The organism is Enterobacter asburiae, from assembly GCF_001521715.1.
Classification (GTDB): Bacteria; Pseudomonadota; Gammaproteobacteria; order Enterobacterales; family Enterobacteriaceae; genus Enterobacter; species Enterobacter asburiae.
Map to the genome: position 1 here is coordinate 4,133,468 of NZ_CP011863.1, position 23,397 is coordinate 4,156,864.

Genomic DNA, 23,397 nt, shown 5'->3' on the forward strand with positions numbered 1-23,397 from the left:
CGCTTTGTGTTCATTCAGTATAGCGTGCTTACCACTTCTTATTCAGAACGCGGTCAATGCTGTATGCGCCCGGGCCAGTGACGGCCAGCAGCAGGAAGCCACCCGCGATGGTCAGGTTTTTCATGAACATCAGAGAGTTCACGCCTTCCGCAAAGTTGCTGTGGAAGATGAACGCCGTCAGCACGGTGAAGCCTGCGGTGAACAGCGCGGTGGTACGGGTCAGGAAGCCGAACAGTACCGCCAGGCCGCCGCCGAACTCAAGAAGAATGGTCAGCGGCAGCAGGAACCCCGGAACGCCCATGGCTTCCATATACTGCTGGGTACCCGCATAACCGGTGATTTTTCCCCAACCTGCCACGATGAACAGAATTGGCATCAGAATACGCGCGACCAGTACACCAACATCTTCTAATTTTTTCATTTTACTCTCCAGGAAACCACATGAGCGGCTGAACATTATTTGTCTGCAATTCCGGTTAGATACCGCGGCGTTGCTGTCGATGGAGAGGATAATAAACGGGGCGGGTGGTAATTGTTAGCAAGGAAAACTGTCAATCTTCTTCAAAGATATTGAGTAAGGGGCGTGCGCGTTGTGCCCTTACCCCAACCCTCTCCCACAGGGAGAGGGCGCAAAACAAAAAACGGTAACCTGGGTTACCGTTTTGCTTTTATCACCGCAGCTGCTGCTGCCGCAACGTTGCTTTCACCAGACGCCAGGCGCTCCAGGCGCCGAATCCACGACGAGCCCAGCGGATCAGCATATTCGGATGACGAACGGACCAGATCGCCATCACGCTGCTGCCGACCAGCGCCCATGAACGCAGGCTCAGGACGGTATTCCAGCCCCGGTCAAACCGTCGCGTCGCGTCAATCCAGTCGCGACGACTGGCAGACAGATCCAGCCTTTGCTGCTGGATCTGGCTTAGCAGGTACGCTTTTCGCTTTTGACGTTCGGCTTTACCGCTCACGGCTAGTCATCCTCCAGCAGAGCGCGATCGTTCGCCAGCTCCTGACGCGTATGGCGCAGGAAAGTGGACTTGCGCGCTTTACGCAGCGTCCAGATACCGCCTATCAACGCGGCGACCAGCAGAACGACGGTGGTGGCAATCATCGCGTTAAGACGATACTGCGGATCGATGGCCCAGATGATTAACACCATCAGGCTCATCAGACCAAACGCGGCGAAGAGCATGGTCAGCCCGAGCATCAGCAGCATCTGGAAGAGGTTCGCTTTCTCCTCCTCCAGCTCGACCACTGCCAGCCGGACGCGCGTTTCGGCAATCCCAACCAGCGTCGTTAAAATACGCTGGCCGATGCCGAGGACGTTGTTAGCAGGCCCTTGTGCGTGACGAGGATCTTCCATATCAACGACGCGTCAGAAGGACACCCAGTACCACACCCACTGCGGCACCAATCCCTACACCCGTCCATGGATTATCACGCACATATTCGTCCGCGCGCGCAGCCGCTTCGCGTGTCTGTTTCGCCAGCGCATCACCGGTTTCACCCAGGCGATAGCGGCTCTCTTTCAGCGCCTGCTCCGCCTTGCTGCGCAGTTTGCTGACCTCTTCTTTTGACTTGTCAGCAGAGGAGTTCAGCACCTCTTCAAGGGTATCGGCCAGGGATTTCAGTTCAGCGCGCAGATGTTCAGACGTCGTATCTTTTGACATGATTCTCTCTCCTGTTGAGATTTCCGTTAACTCAATAATCGCGAGCTTCCAGCGCTTTCAGGTCGTCCTGCGCTTCTTTCAACTTCTTCTCGCGCTTAGCAATTTTTTCCGCATCTCCTTTCTCTTTCGCTTCCTGCAGGTCGCGACGGCGCTCGGCTATCTCGTCCTTCTGTTCAGCGATTTTCTTCTTGTGGTCGGCACGAAGCTTGCTGTCTGAACAGTTCGCTTTCACTTCGCTCAGCGCTTTTTTAAGACCATCAACACGGTGCTGATTGTTATGCTTTTCGGCATAACCGATCTCACGCTGAATATCCTGTTCTTTCTCCTGACAGAGAGAGCTTGCGAAGGATGCTGTGCTTAAAGAAAAAAGGGCCAGAGCCAGAGTCATGCGGAATTTCATTATCGAAACCTTCCATTGTGTTGCGGCGTTAGCCGCTATCCAAAGTTATGCGGAGTACATTGAGGGGTGCTCCGCGTACTTAAGCATAGTAAGTAAACGGGGGATTCACCAAAGTGAGTGAAAAGATTCGGAATCCTGGAAGTTATCCAAACCGATGCGACGTATCGCGAATCAATGAGAGCCAGGCTGCAGGCTGGCTGTCATCTTCCTGCTGGGCAATGATATACCCGTGCGGCAGCGTACGGTCGAGAACCACTTTCGCGGCGGCACTTTGCGCACGGGAATCAAACTTGATCAGTAAAACATCGTCCTGCGGGGTGATGCTCTTAAAGCGGATCCCGTTCGCATCCAGATGATGCCAGACGGAAAAACCGTCAGGCACGCTGGCGCCCTGGTTTACCGGGCGGATGGCCAGCGTCGATTCCTGATGCGAAAGCGCGCTCCATGCCAGCAGCATGGCGCTGAGGACGATCAGCGTAATCACGGCAACGGCAAAACGACGCAGGGCGAGCGGTGAGATAACCATCGTTAGCCTCTGGCTCCGTATTTCTTCTTCCACAGGACAACCAGTGAGCCAATCAGGCCGAAGACCAGCAGAACCACAGGCAGCAGCATCAGGCAGGACATCAGCTGGTCTTCATATTTCATAAAGACCGGCGTTTTACCCAGCGCATAGCCGAGCGTCGTCAGAATAAGCACCCATAGCAGGCCGCTCATCCAGTTAAAGAACTGGAAGCGCGCGCTGCTCAACCCCGACAGACCGGCAATGGTCGGCAACAGGGTGCGAACAAAGGCGATAAAGCGGCCAATCAGCAGCGCGGAAAGCCCGTGCTTGTGGAACAGGTGGTGCGCCCTCTGGTGATAATGCGCGGGAAGATGAGAGAGCCAGTTCTGGACGATCCGGGTATTGCCCAGCCATCTTCCCTGGATATAGCTCACCCAGCAGCCGAGGCTGGCCGCAACGGTCAGTAATAAAATGGTGTGCGGAAACGCCATCGCCCCTTTGGCACACAGCACGCCGACAAGCACCAGCAAACTGTCACCGGGCAGGAAGGCTGCAGGCAGCAAACCGTTCTCAAGGAACAGGATCATAAACAAGACGAAATAGAGCATGCCAATCATGGAAGGGTTGGCCAGCGTTTCAAAATCCTGCGCCCAGAGGGCATGCAGTAGTTGGGTCAAAAGTTCCATTCAGTGTTCCTGGAAATCGGTTAACGTCACGCCTGTTATCCGGGACAAACAGCACGGCGACATTGTTGTGATTTCATTATGGTCGCTCGCGGACACATTGCGGTGTGGCCAACACTGTTCCCTGTTAATTGGCTGGTTAGCAAGCACTAACTTACAAAATAAGGAATTGAATCCAATTGTAACAAAGCCCAACGTTCTGCGTCACAGAATTTGCAGGGTTGAGTTGATTTTGGCGTAAGCCCAGGAAGTGAGCGAGGGGATTTACAAAGGCTGACACTATATATGTTTTGCTTACCCATGTAAGCCGAAAGGCGCGACGTAGCGCCTGCCAGCAGAAAGGTCATCTATTTTGCGGCACTGGAAGCCGTATCGAGATGAACAACCGGATTATCGGCAAAAAGATAGCGGTCAGCGTTAAATTCGAAGTCATCGCTGGTTTCGTTGAACAGCATCTGCTTGGTGTTTTCGAGGTGCTGCCACATCGCCAGCTTAGCGGCATGCGGATCTTTACGAATCAGCGCCTTAAGGATTTGGTCGTGATCGTCGCACCAGTTGTCGACGGTACGGGAATCGATATGGTCGTGCAGTTTTTTCCAGTACGGGTTGTGAACGCGCTGAGTCCACATTTTTTCAACGATTGCCGCCAGCGCCGTATTTTGGGTTGCCAGAGCGACCTGAACGTGGAACTGAAGATCCCACTCTGAATCGCGGAAACATTTTTCCTTACGGGCATTCTCCTGGATCTCCATCAGCTTCATGATGTCCTGCTTGGTCACCTGCGTCGCCGCAAACTCAGCAATATTGCTTTCAATCAGCTGGCGAGCCTGGAGCAGCTCGAACGGGCCATAGCTGGCGAATTCCAGACTTTCGTCCGCGACGGGAGAGTGTTTCGGCAGATTAGAAATCACGTGAATGCCGGAGCCTTTGCGTACCTCAACGTAGCCTTCCACTTCCAGCATGATAATTGCTTCACGCACCACGGTGCGGCTCACGCTTTTTTCATCCGCGATAAAGCGCTCGGCGGGAAGTTTATCACCGACAAGATAGACCCCTTGCTCGATGCGATCTTTCAGCTCCGCAGCAAGTTGTTGATATAAACGACGTGGTTCGGTGATTTCCATATGCGCTCCAGGCAGGGTACGGCAGATGATTTGTTATACCACTTTTGCGTGCCACTCTCCAGATTTTGCCATTAAAAAAGCCGCCCGGAGGCGGCTTAGTTGAAACGTATTTTCGCTAACTCTGCGTAGCCGGTTTGCCGAGGGACTCTTTCGCCAGCTCCTCTGCCGATTTGCTTTTCAGCACCGTCCAGATAACCACCGCACCCATCAGGTCGAAGATCGCCAGCACCGCGAACAGCGGGCTGAAGCCGATGGTATCCGCCAGCGCGCCGACCACCAGTGCGAACATCGTACTCGCGGTCCAGGCGGCCATGCCGGTCAGACCGTTGGCGGTTGCCACTTCGTTACGACCAAAGACGTCAGACGAGAGCGTAATCAGCGCGCCGGACAGGGACTGGTGCGCAAAGCCACCGATGCACAGCAGGGCAATGGCGATGTACGGGCTGGTGAACAGGCCGATCATGCCTGGGCCGATCATCAGCAGTGCGCCCATGGTCACCACCATCTTACGGGAAACGATCAGGTTCACGCCAAACCAGCGCTGGAACAGCGGTGGCAGGTAGCCGCCCACGATACAGCCCAGGTCAGCGAACAGCATTGGCATCCAGGCGAACATCGCAATCTCTTTCAGGTTAAAGCCGTAAACTTTAAACATGAACAGGGGGATCCACGCGTTAAAGGTACCCCAGGCTGGTTCAGCCAGGAAACGCGGCAGGGCGATACCCCAGAACTGACGGGTGCCAAGGATCTGCCAGACGGTCATTTTTTTGCCGTTGTTGGTCTGATGCTGCGCTTCCTGACCGCCAATGATGTATTCACGTTCTTCTTCGGAGAGTTTTTTCTGATCGCGCGGGTGTTTATAGAAAACCAGCCACGCCATCGCCCAGGCAAAGCTCAGCACGCCAGAGATGATGAACGCCATCTGCCAGCTGTGCATCACGATAGCCCACACCACCAGCGGCGGCGCTATCATCGCCCCGATGGACGAGCCCACGTTGAAGTAGCCGACCGCAATGGAGCGCTCTTTCGCCGGGAACCACTCGGAGCTGGCCTTCAGGCCCGCCGGGATCATCGCGGCTTCAGCCGCACCGACCGCACCGCGCGCCAGCGCCAGTCCACCCCAGCTGCCTGCCAGCGCGGTTGCGCCGCAGAACACCGCCCAGGCGATGGCGAAGAAGGCATAACCGATTTTGGTACCGAGAATGTCCAGCACATAGCCAGCAACAGGCTGCATGATGGTATAAGCCGCGGAATAGGCGGCAATGATGTAGGAGTATTGCTGCGTGGAGATATGCAGCTCTTCCATCAACGTTGGCGCTGCTGCTGCCACGGTGTTACGCGTCAGGTAGCCCAGCACGGTGCCTAACGTCACCAGTGCGATCATATACCAACGTAACCCTTTAATTTTACGCATCTAAAACCTCATCGTTATGTTATTTCCGCGCCAGAGCACGGCAACCTCTCAACCGTTTCCGGGAGCAGTTGTGTAACGGGAGGGGCGTAACCAGGAGCATGTCCCGGAACGGCCCGAACCTTGCCATAAGTAAGCGTGCATAAGTCGGTATCCGTACCGTTAAACCCGATGTCTCTCACACCGGTAATGCATTCCGTCGGCTTATAGTTTGCGACGGCGAAAAGATAACTTGTCATACAACTTTAAAAGGTGAGTGACATCACAAATGTATGATTCTTTGTGGGGACATTATCTGCTGCGCACAAAGCCAGTACTGGCGGGGGTTGCAGAAGGGTTTACTCCATTGAGGGTGATTTATTTGTTGGCGTTTATTGATCTCACTCACGAAAAAAGCTTCGGTTGGTGGAAATTGGTGTGATAACTTTGCAGCATATGAACATACGCTTTCTGCGCTCCCGTAATGAGGAAGACGATAATGACGCCGTTTATGACCGAAGATTTTCTGTTAGATACCGAATTTGCTCGCCGCCTGTACCACGACTACGCAAAAGACCAGCCGATTTTCGACTACCACTGCCATTTACCGCCGCAGCAGGTTGCCGAAAATTACCGTTTCAAAAACCTGTATGACATCTGGCTGAAGGGTGACCACTACAAATGGCGCGCCATGCGCACCAACGGCGTGGCTGAGCGCCTGTGTACCGGCGATGCGACCGACCGAGAGAAGTTTGACGCCTGGGCGGCGACCGTTCCGCACACCATCGGCAACCCGCTCTACCACTGGACCCATCTTGAGCTCCGCCGTCCGTTTGGCATCACCGGCAAGTTGCTCTCCCCAACGACCGCGGATGAAATCTGGGATCGCTGCAACGCGCTGCTGGCGCAGGATAACTTCTCCGCGCGCGGCATCATGAATCAGATGAACGTGAAGATGGTGGGCACTACCGACGATCCGATCGACTCCCTGGAGCATCATGCCGTTGTCGCGAAAGACACCTCTTTTGATATCAAAGTGCTGCCAAGCTGGCGCCCGGACAAAGCCTTCAACATTGAGCAGGCCACCTTCACCGACTACATGGCGAAGCTGGCGGAAGTGTCGGATACCGACATCCGTCGTTTCGCTGACCTGCAAACCGCGCTGACCAAACGTCTGGATCACTTCGCGGCGCACGGCTGTAAAGTGTCTGACCACGCGCTGGACGTGGTGCTGTTTGCGGAATCAAACGAAGCCGAGCTGGACAGCATTCTGGCGCGTCGTCTCTCCGGCGAAGGCTTAAGCGAGCACGAAGTGGCGCAGTTCAAAACGGCGGTGCTGGTATTCCTCGGTGCGGAATATGCGCGTCGCGGCTGGGTACAGCAGTACCATATCGGCGCGCTGCGCAATAACAACCAGCGCCAGTTCAAACTGATCGGTGCGGATGTGGGCTTCGACTCCATCAACGACCGTCCGCTGGCGGAAGAGCTGTCCAAACTGCTGAGCAAACAGAACGAACAAAACCTGCTGCCAAAAACCATCCTGTACTGCCTGAACCCGCGCGATAACGAAGTGCTGGGTACCATGGTCGGCAACTTCCAGGGCGAAGGGATGCCGGGCAAGATGCAGTTCGGTTCCGGCTGGTGGTTCAACGATCAGAAGGACGGCATGGAGCGTCAGATGACGCAGCTGGCGCAGCTGGGTCTGCTGAGCCGCTTTGTCGGCATGCTTACCGACAGCCGCAGCTTCCTGTCCTATACCCGTCATGAATATTTCCGCCGCATTCTGTGCCAGATGATTGGCCGCTGGGTGCACGCAGGCGAAGCGCCAGCGGATATCCAACTGCTGGGCGAAATGGTGAGAAACATCTGCTTTAACAATGCGCGTGACTACTTCGCCATTGAACTGAACTAAGGCCGTTTGAGGTTGATATGCAATACATCAAAATCCATTCGCTGGATAACGTGGCCGTCGCGCTGACGGATCTCGCTGAAGGCGACGTGGTGACCGTTGATAACCTGAGCGTCACCCTGCGTCAGGCGATCGTTCGTGGACACAAGTTTGCCCTGATCCCCATTGCGAAAGGGGAGAACGTGGTGAAGTACGGTTTGCCCATCGGCCATGCGCTGGCGGATATTGCGCCGGGTGAATACATTCACTCACACAATACCCGCACCAATCTGAGCGATCTGGACGAGTACAGCTATCAACCTGATTTACCCGCAGAAGAGCGTCAGGCGGCGGATCGTGAGGTGCAGATCTACCGTCGCGCCAGCGGCGACGTGGGGATCCGCAACGAGCTGTGGATCCTCCCGACCGTCGGCTGCGTCAACGGAATTGCGCGTCAGATCCAGACTCGCTTCCTGAAAGAGACCAACGATGCCGAAGGCACTGACGGCGTGCATCTGTTCAGCCACACCTACGGCTGTTCCCAGCTCGGTGACGACCACATTAACACCCGCACCATGCTGCAAAACATGGTGCGTCACCCGAACGCGGGCGCGGTGCTGGTGATTGGCCTCGGCTGCGAGAACAATCAGGTGGACGCCTTCCGCGACACGTTGGGCGAGTTCGATCCTGAGCGCGTGCATTTTATGGTGTGCCAGCATCAGGATGACGAAGTGGAAGCGGGCGTTGAACAGCTTCACCAGCTTTATGAGGTGATGCGCCACGACAGGCGCGAGCCGGGCAAGCTGAGCGAGCTGAAGTTTGGGCTGGAGTGCGGCGGGTCTGATGGCCTTTCCGGTATTACTGCCAATCCGATGCTGGGCCGCTTCTCGGATTACGTGATTGCCAACGGCGGCACGACGGTGTTGACCGAAGTGCCGGAAATGTTCGGCGCGGAGCGTATTCTGATGAGCCACTGCCGCGACGAAGAGACCTTTGAGAAGACCGTCACCATGGTGAACGACTTCAAACAGTACTTCATCGCCCATAATCAGCCGATTTACGAGAACCCGTCGCCGGGCAACAAAGCGGGCGGGATCACCACGCTGGAAGAGAAATCCCTCGGCTGTACCCAGAAAGCGGGCGCGAGCCAGGTGGTTGACGTTCTGCGCTACGGCGAGCGCCTGAAAACCCACGGTCTGAACCTGCTGAGCGCACCGGGCAACGATGCGGTCGCCACCAGCGCGCTGGCGGGTGCCGGCTGCCATATGGTGCTGTTCAGTACCGGTCGCGGCACGCCGTATGGCGGTTTTGTGCCGACGGTGAAAATCGCCACCAACAGCGAGCTGGCGGCAAAGAAAAAGCACTGGATCGACTTTGATGCGGGCCAGCTGATTCACGGCAAAGCCATGCCGCAGCTGCTGACGGAGTTCGTGGACGCTATCGTGGAATTTGCTAACGGCAGGCAGACCTGTAACGAGAAGAACGACTTCCGCGAGCTGGCGATCTTCAAGAGTGGTGTGACGCTTTAAGTGCTTTGTCGGGTGGCGCTAGCGCTTACCCGACCTACTGAACCCTGTAGGCCCGGTAAGGCGTAGCCGCCACCGGGCTTTTGTTGTTAACTGCGCAGGGCGTTCTTCGCTAAACGCGCGTCTTCCGCCTGACAGGCCGCTGCGGTAAACAGCACGTCGGTAGAGGAGTTCAGCGCGGTTTCGCAGGAGTCCTGCAGCACGCCGATGATAAAGCCGACGGCCACAACCTGCATCGCAATCTCGTTCGGGATGCCGAACATATTACACGCCAGCGGGATCAGCAGCAGCGAACCGCCCGCCACGCCGGATGCGCCACAGGCACACAGCGACGCCACGACGCTCAGCAGCAGCGCGGTTGGCAGATCCACCGGAATGCCCAGCGTATGCACCGCCGCCAGAGTCAGCACGGTAATGGTGATTGCCGCGCCCGCCATGTTAACGGTTGCACCCAGCGGGATCGACACGGAATAGGTATCGCGGTCCAGGTTCAGCTTCTCCGCCAGCGCCATGTTAACCGGAATGTTCGCGGCAGAGCTGCGGGTGAAGAAAGCATATACGCCGCTCTCGCGCAGGCAGGTCAGCACCAGCGGATACGGGTTGCGGCGGATCTGCCAGAACACCAGCAGCGGGTTGATCACCAGCGCCACCAGCAGCATACAGCCGACCAGCACAACCAGCAGCTGCGCGTAGCCCCACAGCGCGTCGAAACCGGTGGTTGCAAGCGTAGAGGAGACCAGCCCGAAAATACCGATTGGCGCAAAGCGAATCACCAGCTTCACCATAAAGGTCACGGCGTTGGACACATCGTTGACCAGGTTTTTCGTGGTGTCATTACCGTGACGCAGCGCGAAGCCCAGACCAATCGCCCAGACCAGGATGCCAATGTAGTTCGCGTTCATCAGCGCGGTGATGGGGTTAGAGACCATGCTCATCAGCAGGCCGCGAAGCACTTCGACAATGCCGGATGGCGGCGTGATGTCACCGGCCGCGCTGGTCAGGTGCAGCGTGGACGGGAACAGGAAGCTAAACACCACGGCCGTTAAGGCAGCCGAGAAGGTTCCCAGCAGATAAAGGAACAGAATGGGGCGAATGTTGGTTTTTTGTCCGTGCTGGTGGTTGGCAATTGACGCCATAACCAGCATCAGAACCAGTACCGGTGCGACGGCCTTCAGTGCGCCAACGAAAAGGGTCCCGAGCAGCCCCGTAGCCTCCGCAGCAGGTTTTGACACCATCGCCAGCAGAATACCCAGCACCAGCCCGACCAGAATTTGTTTAACGAGGCTGCCCTGCGCCAGGCGCGCGAACAGACCGCTTGATTGTGTGCTCATACGTATTTCCTGAGTGAAATTGCGTTCCATCCCGGATGTGCTCTTAGTCACATTTATGTCCGGATGTAAGTATTTGTTTGCCTGGTTGAGTATCAGGGAAAGCAGCGAAAGGCGGAAGCGTAAAATGCTGGATTTTACGTGTTGCGTCATGTTTTTTAACTATTGATTAACGAAAGTGCCGGGTGGCGCTACGCTTACCCGGCCTACACTGCATTTCCCCCTCTCCCTGTGGGAGAGGGTCGGGGTGAGGGCATCAGCCCGCACCGAACGCTTTATTCCACCTGCTGCTTCTTATCGTGCTGGCGGTTAACCCAGGTATTGATAATCAGCGTCACGATCAGAATGCCAAACACCACGCCGAGCGAAATGGCGATCGGGATATGGTAGAAATCGACGATCAGCATCTTGATACCGATAAACACCAGGATCACCGACAGACCGTACTTCAGCATCGAGAAGCGCTCCGCCGCGCCTGCCAGCAGGAAGTACATCGCACGCAGGCCGAGAATGGCGAACAGGTTTGAGGTCAGGACGATGAACGGGTCGGTGGTCACCGCGAAGATCGCCGGAATGCTGTCCACCGCGAAAATCACGTCGCTCAGCTCAACCAGAATCAGTACCAGCAGCAGCGGAGTGGCAAACAGCAGGCCGTTCTTGCGCACGAAGAAGTGCTCGCTCTCAATCTTGTCGGTCATGCGCAGATGCCCACGGATCCACTTCACCAGCGGGCGATCGCCAATCGCGGAGCCGTCTTCTTTCGCCAGCGCCATTTTGACCCCGGTGAACAGCAGGAACGCGCCAAAGACGTACAGCAGCCATTCGAACTGGGTAATCAGCCAGCTGCCGGCGAAGATCATGATGGTACGCAGGATAATCGCGCCCAGCACGCCGTAGACCAGCACGCGTCGCTGCAGGGCAGCAGGCACGGCAAAGTAGCTGAACAGCATCAGCCAGACGAAGACGTTATCAACCGCCAGGGCTTTTTCAATCAGATAACCGGTGAGGAATGCGAGCGCCTGAGGATCGGCCACCGCGCGGCCTTCGGTCGAGGCCAGGTACCACCAGAAGGCGGCACAGAACAGCAGGGAGAGGGTGACCCATACCAGAGACCAGGCCGCAGCCTGTTTGATGCTCATGCCGTGCGCGCCGCGACGGCCCTGCAAAAAGAGGTCGATCGCCAGCATGATGAGCACGACAACCGCGAATCCGCCCCACAACATTGGAGTGCCGACAGAATGCATACTATTTTCCTTACACATAAAAAACAAAAACGGCCATGGTCAGAAGACGATAGCCGTTAGCTTTTTATGCATAGACCTCGCCTTCCGGCAAGGTCTCACTTACAACCACGAAGGTTGCCCGGCGACCGGATGCGCGTTTAACGCATCGTAATGACGATCCACCGGCGAAGAAGTTACTCCCCTTTGCAGGTAACAAAATATGTCAGACCATTGGTTTCGTCAATGGTCTGCGCCGTTTCATTACACAGCTTTACGCGATAACTTCCGCGCTGACGCCGTCTGCCGGGAATACCACGCCGGTCTGGCGGCGGATCTCCGTTTGCAGCTTCGCCGTGGTGCGGCTCACCGCGAGGCCAGGGTGATTCACTTCATTGTCTTCCACCAGACGGGCGAAGACCTCTGCCTCATAGAGCATAGTGTTAATATGCTGAGGCTGCGTCAGCTCCTGCACTTTGCCGCCGCGCGGCACAAAGCTCACTTTCTGGCACTCGGAGATCTTCTCGATAACCAGCGAGCCCGCTTCGCCCTGAATTTCGCTCGGCAGCACGGAATCGCTCACCTTGGAGTGCTGCAGCGTGACGCTGAAATCACCGTAGTCCAGCACCGCTACACCGTGCGCATCCACGCCGCTCTCCAGCAGGCTGGCGGTGGCGCTGACGCCGTGCGGCTCGCCCCACAGGGCCACGGCGGAGGCCAGGCAGTAGAAACCGATATCCATAATAGAGCCGTTCGAGAAGGCCGGATTAAAGGTGTTCGGATTCTCGCCGTCCAGGTAGCGCTGGTAGCGCGACGAGTACTGGCAGTAGTTGATAAAGGCTTTACGCACCTTGCCAATTTTCGGCAGGGACTGCAGCAGCAGCAGGAAATTCGGCAGGCTGGCGGTTTTGAACGCTTCGAACAGCACCACCTGGTTTTCGCGGGCAAGCGCAATGGCCGCTTCCACTTCCTGGATGTTTGACGCCAGCGGCTTCTCGCAAATCACATGCTTTTTATGGCTGAGGAACAGCTTTGTCTGCGGGAAGTGCAGGGAGTTCGGGCTGGCGATATACACCGCGTCAATGGCGTCGCTTTGCGCCATCTCATCAAGCGAAGTGAAGAGATGCTCAACGAGATAGTCGTTAGCAAAACTCTGCGCCTGCTCAAGGCTGCGGGAATAGACTGCGGTAAGTTTAAGTTTGCCGGTTTCGTGGGCGGCGTCGACGAACTGGCGCGTGATCCAGTTCGTACCAATGACTGCGAAACGTATCATAAACGTTTACGTACTCCGTAGCGGGGAACCTTTAGCCACTGTAGCACGTCATCATGACAATTCGCGTGCGCTATTCCGCATTACCATTTAACGATAAATGCGTAAGCCACAAGCGGGTATCAAACTCCAGCTGGTGGTACTGCGGCTCCATGTGGCAGCAAAGTGAATAGAACGCTTTGTCGTGCTCTTTCTCCTTCAGATGCGCCAGCTCGTGGACGACGATCATCCGCAGAAAGGCCTCCGGCGCGTTACGGAAAACCGTCGCGACGCGGATTTCGGCCTTCGCTTTCAGCTTGCCGCCCTGCACGCGGGAGATGGCGGTGTGCAGACCGAGCGCGTTTTTCAGCACGTGGATCTTGTTGTCGTACATCACCTTGTTGATCGGCGGCGCGCTCTTCAGATACCGGCTTTTCAGATCCTGCGTATACTGCCAGAGGGCCTTATCGGTCGCGAAATCGTGCGTGCCGGGATAGCGTTTTTCCAGCACCGCGCCGAGCTTCTGCTCGGCAATCAGGCTGCGAACCTGAGTCAGTAAATGCTCCGGATAGCCCTGGAGATAAGTAAGTTGGTTCATCAACGCCCCAAATCGACAATAAAACGGGTATACTCACGCACCCTTTTCAGGGATACGCCAAATTTTACCATTCAGGAGGGCCGATGAGCCACTTAGACAACGGTTTCCGTTCACTCAACCTTAAACGTTTCCCGGAAACGGACGACGTTAACCCGCTCATGGCGTGGGAAGCGGCGGATGAATATCTGCTGCAGCAGTTGGATGAGACTGAAATCCGCGGCCCGGTTTTGATCCTGAATGACGCGTTTGGCGCGCTGGGATGCGCCCTGGCGGAGCACACGCCTTACAGCATCGGCGATTCCTACCTGAGCGAGCTGGCGACGCGTGAAAACCTGCGCCATAACGACATCGAAGAGTCCAGCGTGAAATTCCTCGACAGCACCGCGGATTACCCGCAGGCGCCGGGCGTGGTGCTGATCAAAGTGCCAAAAACCATGGCGCTGCTGGAGCAACAGCTGCGCGCGCTGCGTAAGGTCGTGACGCCTGAAACGCGCATTATCGCGGGCGCCAAAGCGCGCGATATTCACACCTCGACGCTGGAGCTGTTCGAGAAGATCCTCGGCCCGACCACCACCACGCTGGCGTGGAAAAAAGCGCGCCTGATCAACTGTACCTTCAGCGCGCCAGAGCTGGCCGACGCGCCGGAGACCCTGAGCTGGAAGCTGGAAGGGACCGACTGGACCATCCACAACCACGCGAACGTCTTCTCCCGCACCGGGCTGGATATCGGGGCGCGTTTCTTTATGGAACATCTGCCGGAAAATCTGGAAGGTGAGATTGTCGATCTGGGCTGCGGTAACGGCGTGATTGGCCTGACGCTGCTGGCGAAGAACCCGGACGCCAGCGTGGTGTTCAGCGACGAGTCGCCGATGGCGGTGGCCTCCAGCCGTCTGAACGTGGAAACCAACATGCCGGAAGCGCTGGACCGCTGCGAGTTTATGATCAACAACGCGCTGTCCGGCGTAGAACCGTTCCGCTTCAACGCGGTGTTCTGCAACCCGCCGTTCCACCAGAAGCACGCCCTGACGGATAACGTCGCGTGGGAGATGTTCCACCACGCGCGCCGCTGCCTGAAAATCAACGGCGAGCTGTACATCGTGGCGAACCGCCACCTGGACTACTTCCACAAGCTGAAGAAGATTTTCGGCAATTGCGTCACCATTGCGACGAACAACAAGTTCGTGGTGCTGAAAGCGGTGAAGCTGGGGCGTCGTCGGTAAGATTGTTATGTGCGGCCTGATGCCCTCACCCCAACCCTCTCCCACAGGGAGAGGGCGCAAACACTAAAAACGGCAACTGGGTTGCCGTTTTGCTTTTACCCTGCCGCCCGGCAATGTCCTAGATCGCCAGAGCCAACTTCGTCCCCTGCGCAATTGCCCGCCGCGCGTCCAGCTCCATCGCCACGTCGCACCCGCCGATCAAATGCACCGTTTTACCGGCTTCGCGCAGCGGATCGGCCAGATCGCGCTTTGGCTCCTGACCGGCACATAGAATGATGTGATCCACGCGCAGCAGCTGCGGCTCGCCGCCGATCGTAACGTGCAGACCCTCGTCGTCGATCTTCTGATAGCTCACCGCTGGGATCATCTTCACCCCGCGCGAGAGCAGGGTGGCTCGGTGGATCCAGCCCGTGGTTTTGCCCAGCCCTTCGCCCGGCTTGCTGGCCTTACGCTGCAGCATCACGATCTGGCGCGGGCTTTTCGGCAGCTGCGGCCCTTCCGGGCGCAGTCCGCCGGACTGATTCAGGCTGGTGTCGATACCCCATTCCACGCAAAACTCGGCAATGTTCTGGCTGGTGGCCTCGCCCGGCTGGCTTAAGTACATGGCGGTATCAAAGCCGATCCCGCCGCAGCCGATAATCGCCACCTTCTCGCCAACCGGCGTTTTGTCACGCAATACATCCAGATAGCTCAACACCTTCGGATGATCGATACCCTCGATCGCCGGCAGGCGCGGTGCGATCCCGCTCGCCAGGATCACCTCGTCGAAACCGATCAGATCCGCCGCGCTGACAAACTGGTTAAGCCGCAGATCGACGCCTGTAAGCTCGATCATCCGGCGGTAGTAGCGCAGCGTTTCATAGAACTCCTCTTTGCCGGGGATCTGTTTGGCGATATTAAACTGCCCGCCAATCTCCGCCAGCGCATCAAACAGCGTCACGCTGTGCCCGCGCGAGGCGGCATTTACCGCAAACGCCAGCCCCGCCGGGCCAGCCCCCACCACGGCCAGGCGTTTTTTATTGACCGCCGGAACGATCGGCATTTTGGTTTCATGGCAGGCGCGCGGGTTAACCAGGCAAGAGGTGACCTTGCCGACGAAGATCTGATCCAGACAGGCCTGGTTACAGCCGATGCAGGTGTTGATCTCATCCGCACGGCCGCTTTGCGCTTTGGACAGCAGTTCGGCATCGGCCAGGAACGGCCGCGCCATCGACACCATATCGGCGTCGCCGCGCGAAATCACATCGTCCGCCACCTGCGGATCGTTAATGCGGTTGGTGGTGACCAGTGGAACAGAGACTTTGCCTTTCAGCTTCCGTGTTACCCAGCTGAACGCCGCGCGCGGCACCGGCGTGGCGATGGTCGGGATGCGTGCTTCGTGCCAGCCGATGCCGGTGTTGATAATCGTGGCACCTGCGGCTTCAATCGCCTGCGCCAGCTGCACGGTTTCGTCGAACGTGCCGCCGCCTTCCACCAGGTCGAGTATCGACAGGCGGAAGACGATAATAAAGTCTGCGCCCGCACGTTCGCGCACCGCGCGCACCACCTCTACGGCAAAGCGCATCCGGCGGGCATAGTCGCCGCCCCATTCGTCGTCGCGCTGGTTGGTGCGGGCGGCGAGGAACTCGTTGATCAGGTAGCCTTCTGAGCCCATCACCTCAACGCCGTCGTAGCCCGCCTCGCGGGCCAGCGCCGCGCAGCGGGCGAAGTCGTCAATCAGCGCGAGGATCTCGTCGTGGGTGAGGGCGTGAGGTTTAAAACGGTTAATCGGTGCCTGGAGGGCCGACGGTGCGACCAGGTTCGGCTGATAGCTGTAGCGTCCGGTGTGCAGGATTTGCAGGGCGATTTTACCGCCCTCGCGGTGTACCGCGTCGGTCACAATGCGGTGGTGCGGCAGCTGTGACGCATCGTTCAGGACCGCGCCGCCCTCCATGCCCACACCGGAAGGCGCAGGGGCTACGCCGCCGGTGACAATCAGCGCCACCCCGTGGCGGGCGCGCTCGGCATAGAAGGCTGCCAGACGCTCGGCCCCGTCCGGATGCTCCTCCAGCCCGGTGTGCATCGAGCCCATCAACACGCGGTTTTTGAGTGTAGTGAACCCCAGATCGAGAGGGGCGAATAACGACGGGTAGCGGCTCATAGTCTCTTCCAGTGTAAAATTATTGTTATGTGGTCGGATGAGTTACTAATTTAGCCAGCGGGGAGTAAAAGGGAAAAGGCGAATGCAGTGATTGTGATGGGATTCAAATATTGGTGTGGCCTGATGCCCTCACCCTAACCCTCTCCCTTAGGGAGAGGGCCGGGGTGAGGGGGATGTCCGCACTAGCCCCGGTGCCTGCCACATCGACGTCGTCAGCCCGCTGTCCACCAGCCCAAGCTGGTCGGCGTACACCGCCTGCCATTTCTGCATCATGCCGTCGTACAGCTCGCGGTGCTGCGGGTTTGGCGTGAACTCGCGGCTCCACTTCACCAGCCGCTCGCCCGTCGAGGCCATATCCGCAAACAGACCCGCGCCGGTGCCAGCGGCAATCGCGCAGCCCAGCGCCGTCGCCTCTTTCACTTCCGGCACGCGCACCGGCAGGCCGGTGACGTCGCTTAAGATCTGGCTCCACAGGGCGCCCTTAGCCCCGCCGCCCGCAAACACCAGGCTTTCAAACGTCACGCCGGAGAAGCGCGAAATTTGCGCCAGGTTACAGGCCGAGACGATCGCCGCGTTCTCCTCCAGGGCGCGGAACAGCGTCGCTTTGTTGCACTTTTCCGGGTCGATGGAGAGGTTAATAAACGACGGCGCGGCGTGGTACCACTGCTTAAAATGCATCGCGTCGGAAAATATCGGCATCACCCCGTGGGAGCCTGCCGGTACGCGGCTCGCCATCTCTTCCAGCAGGGAGTAGGTGTCCATCCCCATCCGCTCGGCAATCAGCTTCTCCTCGGCGCAGAAGGCGTCGCGGAACCAGCGCATGGTCAGCCCGGTAAAGAAGCTGATCGACTCCGCCTGCGCCATGCCGGGAATAACGTGCGGGTTCACGCGGATGTTCATCTCGGGGTCGGTGCGCACCTGCGGCAGGTTGACCACCTGCTGCCAGAAGGTGCCGCCCAGCACCGCCGTTTGTCCGGCGCGAACCACGCCCAGCCCCAGACAGCCCAGCTGTACGTCGCCGCCGCCCATCACCACCGGGGTACCTTCGCGCAGGCCGCTCTGCTGCGCGGCCTCTTTGGTGATAGCGCCCAGCACGGTGCCGGTCTCTTTCACCGGGGAGAGGATATCGGCGCGCAGCCCGGCCATGTCGAGCAGCGCCGGACGCCAGTCGCGGGAAAACAGATCCAGCATGCCGGTGGTGCCCGCGTTCGACGGATCAACCGCCAGCTCGCCCGAGAGCTTCGCCGCCAGCCAGTCGCTGATCATGGTGATGGTCGCGGCCTTGCGATAAATATCCGGACGATGGTGCGCCAGCCACAGGAGGCGCGGCATGGCGCTCAGCGCCAGCGTCTGGCCGGAAACTTCATACACCTCGGATTCAAAACGGTCGTCGTGGATCTCTTTGAGTTCGGCCACCTCGCGGCTGGCGCGGGCGTCGACGTTGGCGCAGGCCCAGATGGCCTCGCCGTTGCGGTCGTACAGCACGATCCCTTCGCGCATCGAGCAGCAGGCGACGGACTGAATATCCGCCGCGCTCAGGCGCGCGCGCTCCAGCGCCTGATGAATGCACCGGCAGGCCAGCTGCCAGTTGGTCTCGAGGTCGAACTCCATCGATCCCGGCACGTTCTCCACGCTCAGGTGCTTCCACTCGGCCTGGCCGACGGCAATCTGGTTGCCTTGTAAATCGAAAATCACGGCGCGAACGCTGCCTGTCCCTGCATCTAACGCTAAAAGGTAACTCATGAGCTTGCCTCGTTGTTAGCGCAGGGCCTGCCCGTTACGTCAGGGCCAGCACCGCGCGGGCTGTCGTCTCCTCCGTCACCAGGCCATTGATACGACGACCCTTCAGTGCGGCATAAATCGCATCGGCTTTCTCTTCCCCTCCGGCCACGCCAACGATGGTGGGCAGCTGCGCCAGTTCATCGAGCGTGACGCCCAGCAGTTCTTTGTGGATCTCCAGCTCCTCGACGCACTCGCCCTCGGCATTGAGGAAATAGCCGAGAATATCGCCGACCGCGCCTTTGCGGGCGTACATCAGCTGTTCACCTTCGCTGATATAGCCGGAGCGCAGTATCGTGGCGTCACGGCGCTGGTTCACCGAACCAATGCCGACCACCGCGACGTCGGCGGCGGCGGCGGCGAGGATCACGTCCCGCACGCTGGTCTCGCGTTTTAAGATCCCAGCCACCTCTGCGGATGACACGCGAAGCGGGGCGGGGATCATGCTGACGCTGCAGGCCGCGTCCAGCTGGCCGATACCGGTCATATACGGCCCGACGCCGCCGGAGAGCGTCACCAGGCGGATCTGCTGCGAGCTGATAAAACCGCTCAGGTGCTGCAGGCTGCTCATGGTGGTTTCACCAAACCCCACCGCCAGCAGCTGGCCGGGCTCCAGTACGCCCATCAGCGACTGCGCCGCGCCAATGCCCAGCCGCACGTTCATCGGCGGCGTATTTAACGCGGGCATCACGCGCACCAGCTTCAGGCCGAAGCGCTGCTGTAGCTCGGTCTCCAGCGCCAGGCAGCCCTCGTAGCGGGAGTTGATCTGCACGCGGATCACCCCGGACTGACGGCCTTTTTCCAGCAGGCGGGAGATCTTCAGGCGCGGCAGCCCGAGCCGCTCGCCGATGTCGTTCTGGGTTAATCCGTCGTGGTAGTAGCACCAGGCCACGCGCGCCACGAGTTCCTCTTCCGCCAGTGCCAGCCCGGCAAACCGTCCTTCTTCCGCAGTGCGTTTATCGCTCATAGTTGAACTCTTATAAAAATTTAGATCATATGTTCGTGATGGCGCGAAGGGAAAGTGTGAGCCACGCGACAAAACGGATCTTTTAGATCGTTTCTGGTTTATCTGTATCTCAATCGATAAAACTGTGATCCCTGCACGGTTGTAAATATAGTTCACCGTCTACGCTTTTGAACATTATTAAATCTAAAAATCATTTGTTCAATAGCGGAGCGATGATGACCTCACTTCTCGACGCGCGAAATATCAGCAAGCAGTTCTCAGGCGTGCCGGTTCTAAAAGGCATTGATTTCACGCTTCTTGCGGGCCAGGTGCACGCGCTGATGGGCGGAAACGGCGCGGGAAAATCGACGCTGATGAAGATCATCGCCGGGGTCGAAACGCCGGACAGCGGTGAACTTTCTGTCGAGGGGCAGTCATATGCGCGGCTCACTCCCTTACAGGCGCACAGGTTAGGCATTTACCTGGTGCCGCAGGAGCCGCTGCTGTTTCCCAACCTGACGGTGCGGGAAAACATCCTGTTCCGCCTGCCGCGCGAGCGCGATCTGGAAAAGCGGCTGGCGGAGAAACTCCAGCAGCTGCAGTGCCAGCTTAACCTTGATGCCGCCGCCAGCACCCTGGAAGTGGCGGATCAGCAGATGGTGGAGATCCTGCGCGGGCTGATGCGCAATGCCAGGATCCTGATTCTCGATGAACCCACGGCCTCCCTCACGCCGGGCGAAACCGAGCGGCTGTTCCGCCAGATCCGCGCCCTGCAGGCGCTCGGCGTCGGGATTGTCTTTATCTCGCACAAGCTGCCGGAAATCCGCATGCTTTCAAGCCACGTCTCGGTGATGCGCGACGGCGCGGTAGTGCTGAGCGGCGAAACCGCGCAGTTTGACGACAGCGCCCTGATCGCCGCCATGACGCCGGTAAGCCGGGAGAAATCCCTCAGCGATACGCAAAAGCTGTGGCTGGCGCTGCCGGGCAACCGCCGCACCCAGCCGCAGGATTTCCCGGTGCTGCGCGTTGACGATCTCACCGGGGAAGGGTTTATCGATCTCAGCCTTGAGATCTACGCCGGAGAGATCGTCGGCCTGGCCGGGCTGGTGGGATCCGGGCGCACCGAGCTTGCGGAAACGCTCTACGGCCTGCGGCCGGTACGCGGGGGCCGCGTCTGGCTGGAGAATCAGGAGGTTACCGGCGATCCGGTAAGTTCACGCCTGGAAAAAGGGCTGGTTTACCTGCCGGAAGACAGGCAGGTGTCCGGCCTGTTCCTCGACGCGCCGATCCGCTGGAACACCGTGGCGCTGAACGAGCCGTCGATTTGGCAGCAGCGCAAGCGGGAGTCGGCGGTGGTGGAGCGCTATCACCGGGCGCTGGGGATCAAGCTCAACCATGCGGATCAAACCGTGCGCACGCTCTCCGGCGGCAACCAGCAGAAGGTGCTGCTGGCGCGCTGCCTGGAGGCCAACCCCTTATTGCTGATCGTCGATGAACCGACGCGCGGGGTGGATGTCTCGGCGCGCGCCGACATCTACCAGCTGATAAAAAGCGTGGCGGCGCAGAACGTGGCGGTGCTGATGATCTCAAGCGATCTTGACGAGTTTCCCGGCCTTGCGGACCGGGTGCTGGTGATGCATCAGGGCGTGCTCAGCGGCGAGCTGCCGCGCCACGCCGTCAGCCTCGACAGGATGATGGCGCTGGCGTTTGGAGGGCAATCATGAAGACCTTACTCAAAAACCGCGAGCTGAGCGCGTTTCTCGCCATTCTGGCGCTGTTCGCCGTGCTGGTGGCGCTGAACCCGTCCTACTTCAGCCTGCAGACGCTGGGGATGATTTTCGCCAGCTCGCAGATCCTGATCCTGCTGGCCATCGGCGCGGCGCTGGTGATGCTGACCCGCAATATCGACGTGTCCGTCGGCTCCATCGTCGGGCTGTCTGCCATCGCCGTCGGCGTGGCGCTTAATAGCGGCTACAGCCTGCCCGTTTCCATTCTCTTCGCGCTGTCTATTGGCGCGCTGGCCGGGGCGTTCAACGGGTTCCTGGTGGTGGGGCTGCGCATCCCGGCGATTGTCGCCACCCTCGGCACGCTGGGGCTGTACCGCGGGGCAATGCTGCTCTGGACCGGCGGAAAGTGGATTGAAGGGCTGCCGCCGGGGCTGAAATCCCTCTCTGAGCCTGCCGCCGTCGGCATTTCGCCGCTCGGCATGCTGGTGTTGATTATCGCGGCCACAGGCGCATGGACGCTGTCGCGTACTGCGTTCGGGCGTGATTTCTACGCGGTGGGGGATAACCTCGCCGCCGCGCGCCAGCTGGGCGTGGCGGTGAACCGCACCCGCATGATCGCCTTTACCCTCAACGGCATGCTGGCGGCCTGCGCCGGGATCGTCTTTGCCGCGCAGATTGGCTTTGTGCCCAACCAGACCGGCAGCGGGCTGGAGATGAAGGCCATCGCCGCCTGCGTGCTCGGCGGTATTTCGCTGCTGGGCGGCACGGGCACGCTGGTTGGCGCGCTGCTCGGGGCCTTCTTCCTGACCCAAATCGACACCGTGCTGGTGCTGTTCAGGCTCCCGGCGTGGTGGAACGACTTTATCGCCGGGCTGGTGCTGCTGGGCGTGCTGGTGCTCGACGGGCGCCTGCGCCAGGCGCTGGCGCGCCACCAGCGGGCGCTGAAGTACGGTCGCTTCCAGCCGGGTAACAAAGGGGGAAAGCACGTCACCCCGTTTCCCAAACGCAAAAAAGAGGTGGCGTAAATGAGGCTTAACTGGGAAAGCGCGCTGCTGATTTTACTGGTGCTGGAGATCCTGCTCTTTGGCGCCATCAACCCGCGCATGCTCGACATCAACATGCTGCTGTTCAGCACCAGCGATTTCATCTGCATCGGCATCGTGGCGCTGCCGCTTACGCTGGTGATCATCAGCGGCGGGATCGACATCTCCCTCGGCTCGACCATCGGCCTGTGCGCCATCGCGCTGGGCGTGATGATGCAGGCCGGATGGCCGATGGCGGTTGCCATTCCGCTGACGCTGATGCTCGGCCTGCTGTGCGGATTATTTAATGCCGCGCTGATCCACTACACCGGCATCAGCCCGCTGGTTATCACCCTCGGCACCCTCTACCTCTACGGCGGCGGCGCGCTGCTGCTCTCCGGCATGGCGGGGGCGACGGGCTACGAGGGCATCGGCGGCTTCCCGGACGGCTTCACGGCGTTCGCTAACCTCACGGTGCTGGGTCTGCCGATCCCGCTGGTGCTGTTCGCGGTGATTACGTTTTTCTTCTGGCTGATTACCCACCGCGGGCGCTTTGGCCGTCATCTGTTTTTGATTGGGCAGAATCCGCGCGCGGCGCGCTATGCGGCGCTGTCGGTGAACGGTATGCCCTACGCGCTGTACGGGCTGGTGGGCATGGCCTCCGCCATTGCCGCACTGGTGATGGTCTCCTATTTCGGCTCCGCGCGTTCGGATCTGGGGCGCGATTTGCTGATGCCTGCGCTCACCGCCGCCGTGCTCGGCGGGGCCAATATCTACGGCGGGTCAGGTTCGGTGGTCGGTACGGCGCTGGCGGCGCTGCTGGTGGGCTACCTGCAGCAGGGTTTACAGATGGTCGGCATCCCTAACCAGGTGTCGAGCGCGCTGTCAGGGGCGCTGCTGGTTGTGGTGGTGATGGGACGTTCGCTGAGTCTGCACCGCGAGTGGGTGCGTTCTCTCTTTAGAAAACTATCCGGAGCGTAAG

22 protein-coding genes are annotated in these 23,397 nt (G+C 58.9%); 6 read left to right on the plus strand and 16 right to left on the minus strand.

The window, feature by feature from the left end:
* Window positions 1-28: 28 nt before the first annotated feature.
* From ACJ69_RS20020 to ACJ69_RS20060, 9 genes are all read right to left on the minus strand, one after another.
* On the minus strand, window positions 29-421 hold the full coding sequence (locus tag ACJ69_RS20020) for a DoxX family protein (RefSeq protein WP_023309292.1): 393 nt from the start codon (window positions 419-421) through the stop codon (window positions 29-31).
* A gap of 250 nt (window positions 422-671) precedes the next feature.
* Window positions 672-968 carry a YqjK-like family protein gene (locus ACJ69_RS20025; protein ID WP_024906403.1) on the minus strand — a complete coding sequence of 99 codons (297 nt, stop codon included), beginning with the start codon at window positions 966-968 and terminating at the stop codon, window positions 672-674.
* 2 nt (window positions 969-970) lie between these two features.
* Window positions 971-1,363: a phage holin family protein gene (locus tag ACJ69_RS20030; protein WP_023333540.1), complete on the minus strand. Its 393-nt coding sequence runs from the start codon at window positions 1,361-1,363 to the stop codon at window positions 971-973.
* Window position 1,364: 1 nt separating this feature from the next.
* Window positions 1,365-1,670, minus strand: a complete 306-nt coding sequence (locus ACJ69_RS20035) for a DUF883 family protein (RefSeq protein ID WP_008503141.1) — start codon at window positions 1,668-1,670, stop codon at window positions 1,365-1,367.
* A 31-nt stretch (window positions 1,671-1,701) separates the two neighbouring features.
* Entirely contained in the window at window positions 1,702-2,070 is a 369-nt protein-coding gene (locus tag ACJ69_RS20040) for a DUF1090 domain-containing protein (RefSeq protein ID WP_029739662.1), read from the minus strand.
* Window positions 2,071-2,212: 142 nt separating this feature from the next.
* Window positions 2,213-2,596 carry an EnvZ/OmpR regulon moderator MzrA gene (gene mzrA / locus ACJ69_RS20045; protein ID WP_023309290.1) on the minus strand — a complete coding sequence of 128 codons (384 nt, stop codon included), beginning with the start codon at window positions 2,594-2,596 and terminating at the stop codon, window positions 2,213-2,215.
* A gap of 2 nt (window positions 2,597-2,598) precedes the next feature.
* Window positions 2,599-3,261 carry a DedA family general envelope maintenance protein YqjA gene (yqjA, locus tag ACJ69_RS20050; RefSeq protein WP_023309289.1) on the minus strand — a complete coding sequence of 221 codons (663 nt, stop codon included), beginning with the start codon at window positions 3,259-3,261 and terminating at the stop codon, window positions 2,599-2,601.
* 344 nt (window positions 3,262-3,605) lie between these two features.
* Window positions 3,606-4,382 (minus strand): transcriptional regulator ExuR, encoded by a 777-nt coding sequence (gene exuR, locus ACJ69_RS20055; RefSeq protein ID WP_023309288.1) that lies wholly within the window; start codon window positions 4,380-4,382, stop codon window positions 3,606-3,608.
* 115 nt (window positions 4,383-4,497) lie between these two features.
* Complete coding sequence (locus tag ACJ69_RS20060) at window positions 4,498-5,796, minus strand: MFS transporter (RefSeq protein ID WP_047646407.1); 1,299 nt, start codon at window positions 5,794-5,796, stop codon at window positions 4,498-4,500.
* Window positions 5,797-6,271: 475 nt separating this feature from the next.
* On the opposite strand from ACJ69_RS20060, the gene uxaC reads away from it, so the two are divergent.
* Window positions 6,272-7,684 (plus strand): glucuronate isomerase, encoded by a 1,413-nt coding sequence (uxaC, locus tag ACJ69_RS20065; protein ID WP_059347595.1) that lies wholly within the window; start codon window positions 6,272-6,274, stop codon window positions 7,682-7,684.
* Window positions 7,685-7,701: 17 nt separating this feature from the next.
* Entirely contained in the window at window positions 7,702-9,189 is a 1,488-nt protein-coding gene (locus ACJ69_RS20070) for a UxaA family hydrolase (RefSeq protein WP_054830199.1), read from the plus strand.
* 86 nt (window positions 9,190-9,275) lie between these two features.
* Here ACJ69_RS20070 and sstT read toward each other — a convergent pair whose 3' ends face one another.
* The 4 genes from sstT to ACJ69_RS20090 all read right to left on the minus strand — a co-directional run bounded on the left by sstT (window position 9,276) and on the right by ACJ69_RS20090 (window position 13,581).
* On the minus strand, window positions 9,276-10,517 hold the full coding sequence (gene sstT, locus ACJ69_RS20075) for a serine/threonine transporter SstT (RefSeq protein WP_059347598.1): 1,242 nt from the start codon (window positions 10,515-10,517) through the stop codon (window positions 9,276-9,278).
* A 272-nt stretch (window positions 10,518-10,789) separates the two neighbouring features.
* On the minus strand, window positions 10,790-11,758 hold the full coding sequence (locus ACJ69_RS20080; RefSeq protein WP_029739669.1) for a TerC family protein: 969 nt from the start codon (window positions 11,756-11,758) through the stop codon (window positions 10,790-10,792).
* A gap of 250 nt (window positions 11,759-12,008) precedes the next feature.
* Complete coding sequence (locus ACJ69_RS20085; RefSeq protein WP_059347600.1) at window positions 12,009-13,007, minus strand: Gfo/Idh/MocA family protein; 999 nt, start codon at window positions 13,005-13,007, stop codon at window positions 12,009-12,011.
* 70 nt (window positions 13,008-13,077) lie between these two features.
* Window positions 13,078-13,581: a YgjP-like metallopeptidase domain-containing protein gene (locus ACJ69_RS20090; protein ID WP_023333531.1), complete on the minus strand. Its 504-nt coding sequence runs from the start codon at window positions 13,579-13,581 to the stop codon at window positions 13,078-13,080.
* Window positions 13,582-13,664: 83 nt separating this feature from the next.
* On the opposite strand from ACJ69_RS20090, the gene rlmG reads away from it, so the two are divergent.
* The gene (rlmG, locus tag ACJ69_RS20095; RefSeq protein ID WP_059347601.1) at window positions 13,665-14,801 is read left to right on the plus strand and encodes a 23S rRNA (guanine(1835)-N(2))-methyltransferase RlmG; all 1,137 of its coding nucleotides are present in this window, start codon (window positions 13,665-13,667) and stop codon (window positions 14,799-14,801) included.
* A 118-nt stretch (window positions 14,802-14,919) separates the two neighbouring features.
* On the opposite strand, the gene ACJ69_RS20100 is transcribed toward rlmG, so the two are convergent.
* From ACJ69_RS20100 to lsrR, 3 genes are all read right to left on the minus strand, one after another.
* A complete protein-coding gene (locus ACJ69_RS20100) occupies window positions 14,920-16,941 on the minus strand; it encodes an NADPH-dependent 2,4-dienoyl-CoA reductase (protein WP_059347603.1) in 2,022 nt (673 codons plus the stop codon).
* 147 nt (window positions 16,942-17,088) lie between these two features.
* Window positions 17,089-18,684 carry an autoinducer-2 kinase gene (gene lsrK, locus ACJ69_RS20105; RefSeq protein WP_059347605.1) on the minus strand — a complete coding sequence of 532 codons (1,596 nt, stop codon included), beginning with the start codon at window positions 18,682-18,684 and terminating at the stop codon, window positions 17,089-17,091.
* Window positions 18,685-18,718: 34 nt separating this feature from the next.
* Window positions 18,719-19,687 carry a transcriptional regulator LsrR gene (gene lsrR, locus ACJ69_RS20110; protein ID WP_054830200.1) on the minus strand — a complete coding sequence of 323 codons (969 nt, stop codon included), beginning with the start codon at window positions 19,685-19,687 and terminating at the stop codon, window positions 18,719-18,721.
* A 215-nt stretch (window positions 19,688-19,902) separates the two neighbouring features.
* On the opposite strand from lsrR, the gene lsrA reads away from it, so the two are divergent.
* Genes lsrA through lsrD form a run of 3 tightly spaced genes read left to right on the plus strand, consistent with a single transcriptional unit; the run spans window position 19,903 to window position 23,396 of the window.
* On the plus strand, window positions 19,903-21,390 hold the full coding sequence (gene lsrA / locus ACJ69_RS20115; RefSeq protein WP_059347607.1) for an autoinducer 2 ABC transporter ATP-binding protein LsrA: 1,488 nt from the start codon (window positions 19,903-19,905) through the stop codon (window positions 21,388-21,390).
* A complete protein-coding gene (gene lsrC / locus ACJ69_RS20120) occupies window positions 21,387-22,418 on the plus strand; it encodes an autoinducer 2 ABC transporter permease LsrC (RefSeq protein WP_054830201.1) in 1,032 nt (343 codons plus the stop codon). The genes lsrA and lsrC overlap by 4 nt, the downstream gene beginning before the upstream one ends.
* Window positions 22,419-23,396: an autoinducer 2 ABC transporter permease LsrD gene (gene lsrD, locus ACJ69_RS20125; protein WP_059347608.1), complete on the plus strand. Its 978-nt coding sequence runs from the start codon at window positions 22,419-22,421 to the stop codon at window positions 23,394-23,396.
* Window position 23,397: the final 1 nt, after the last annotated feature.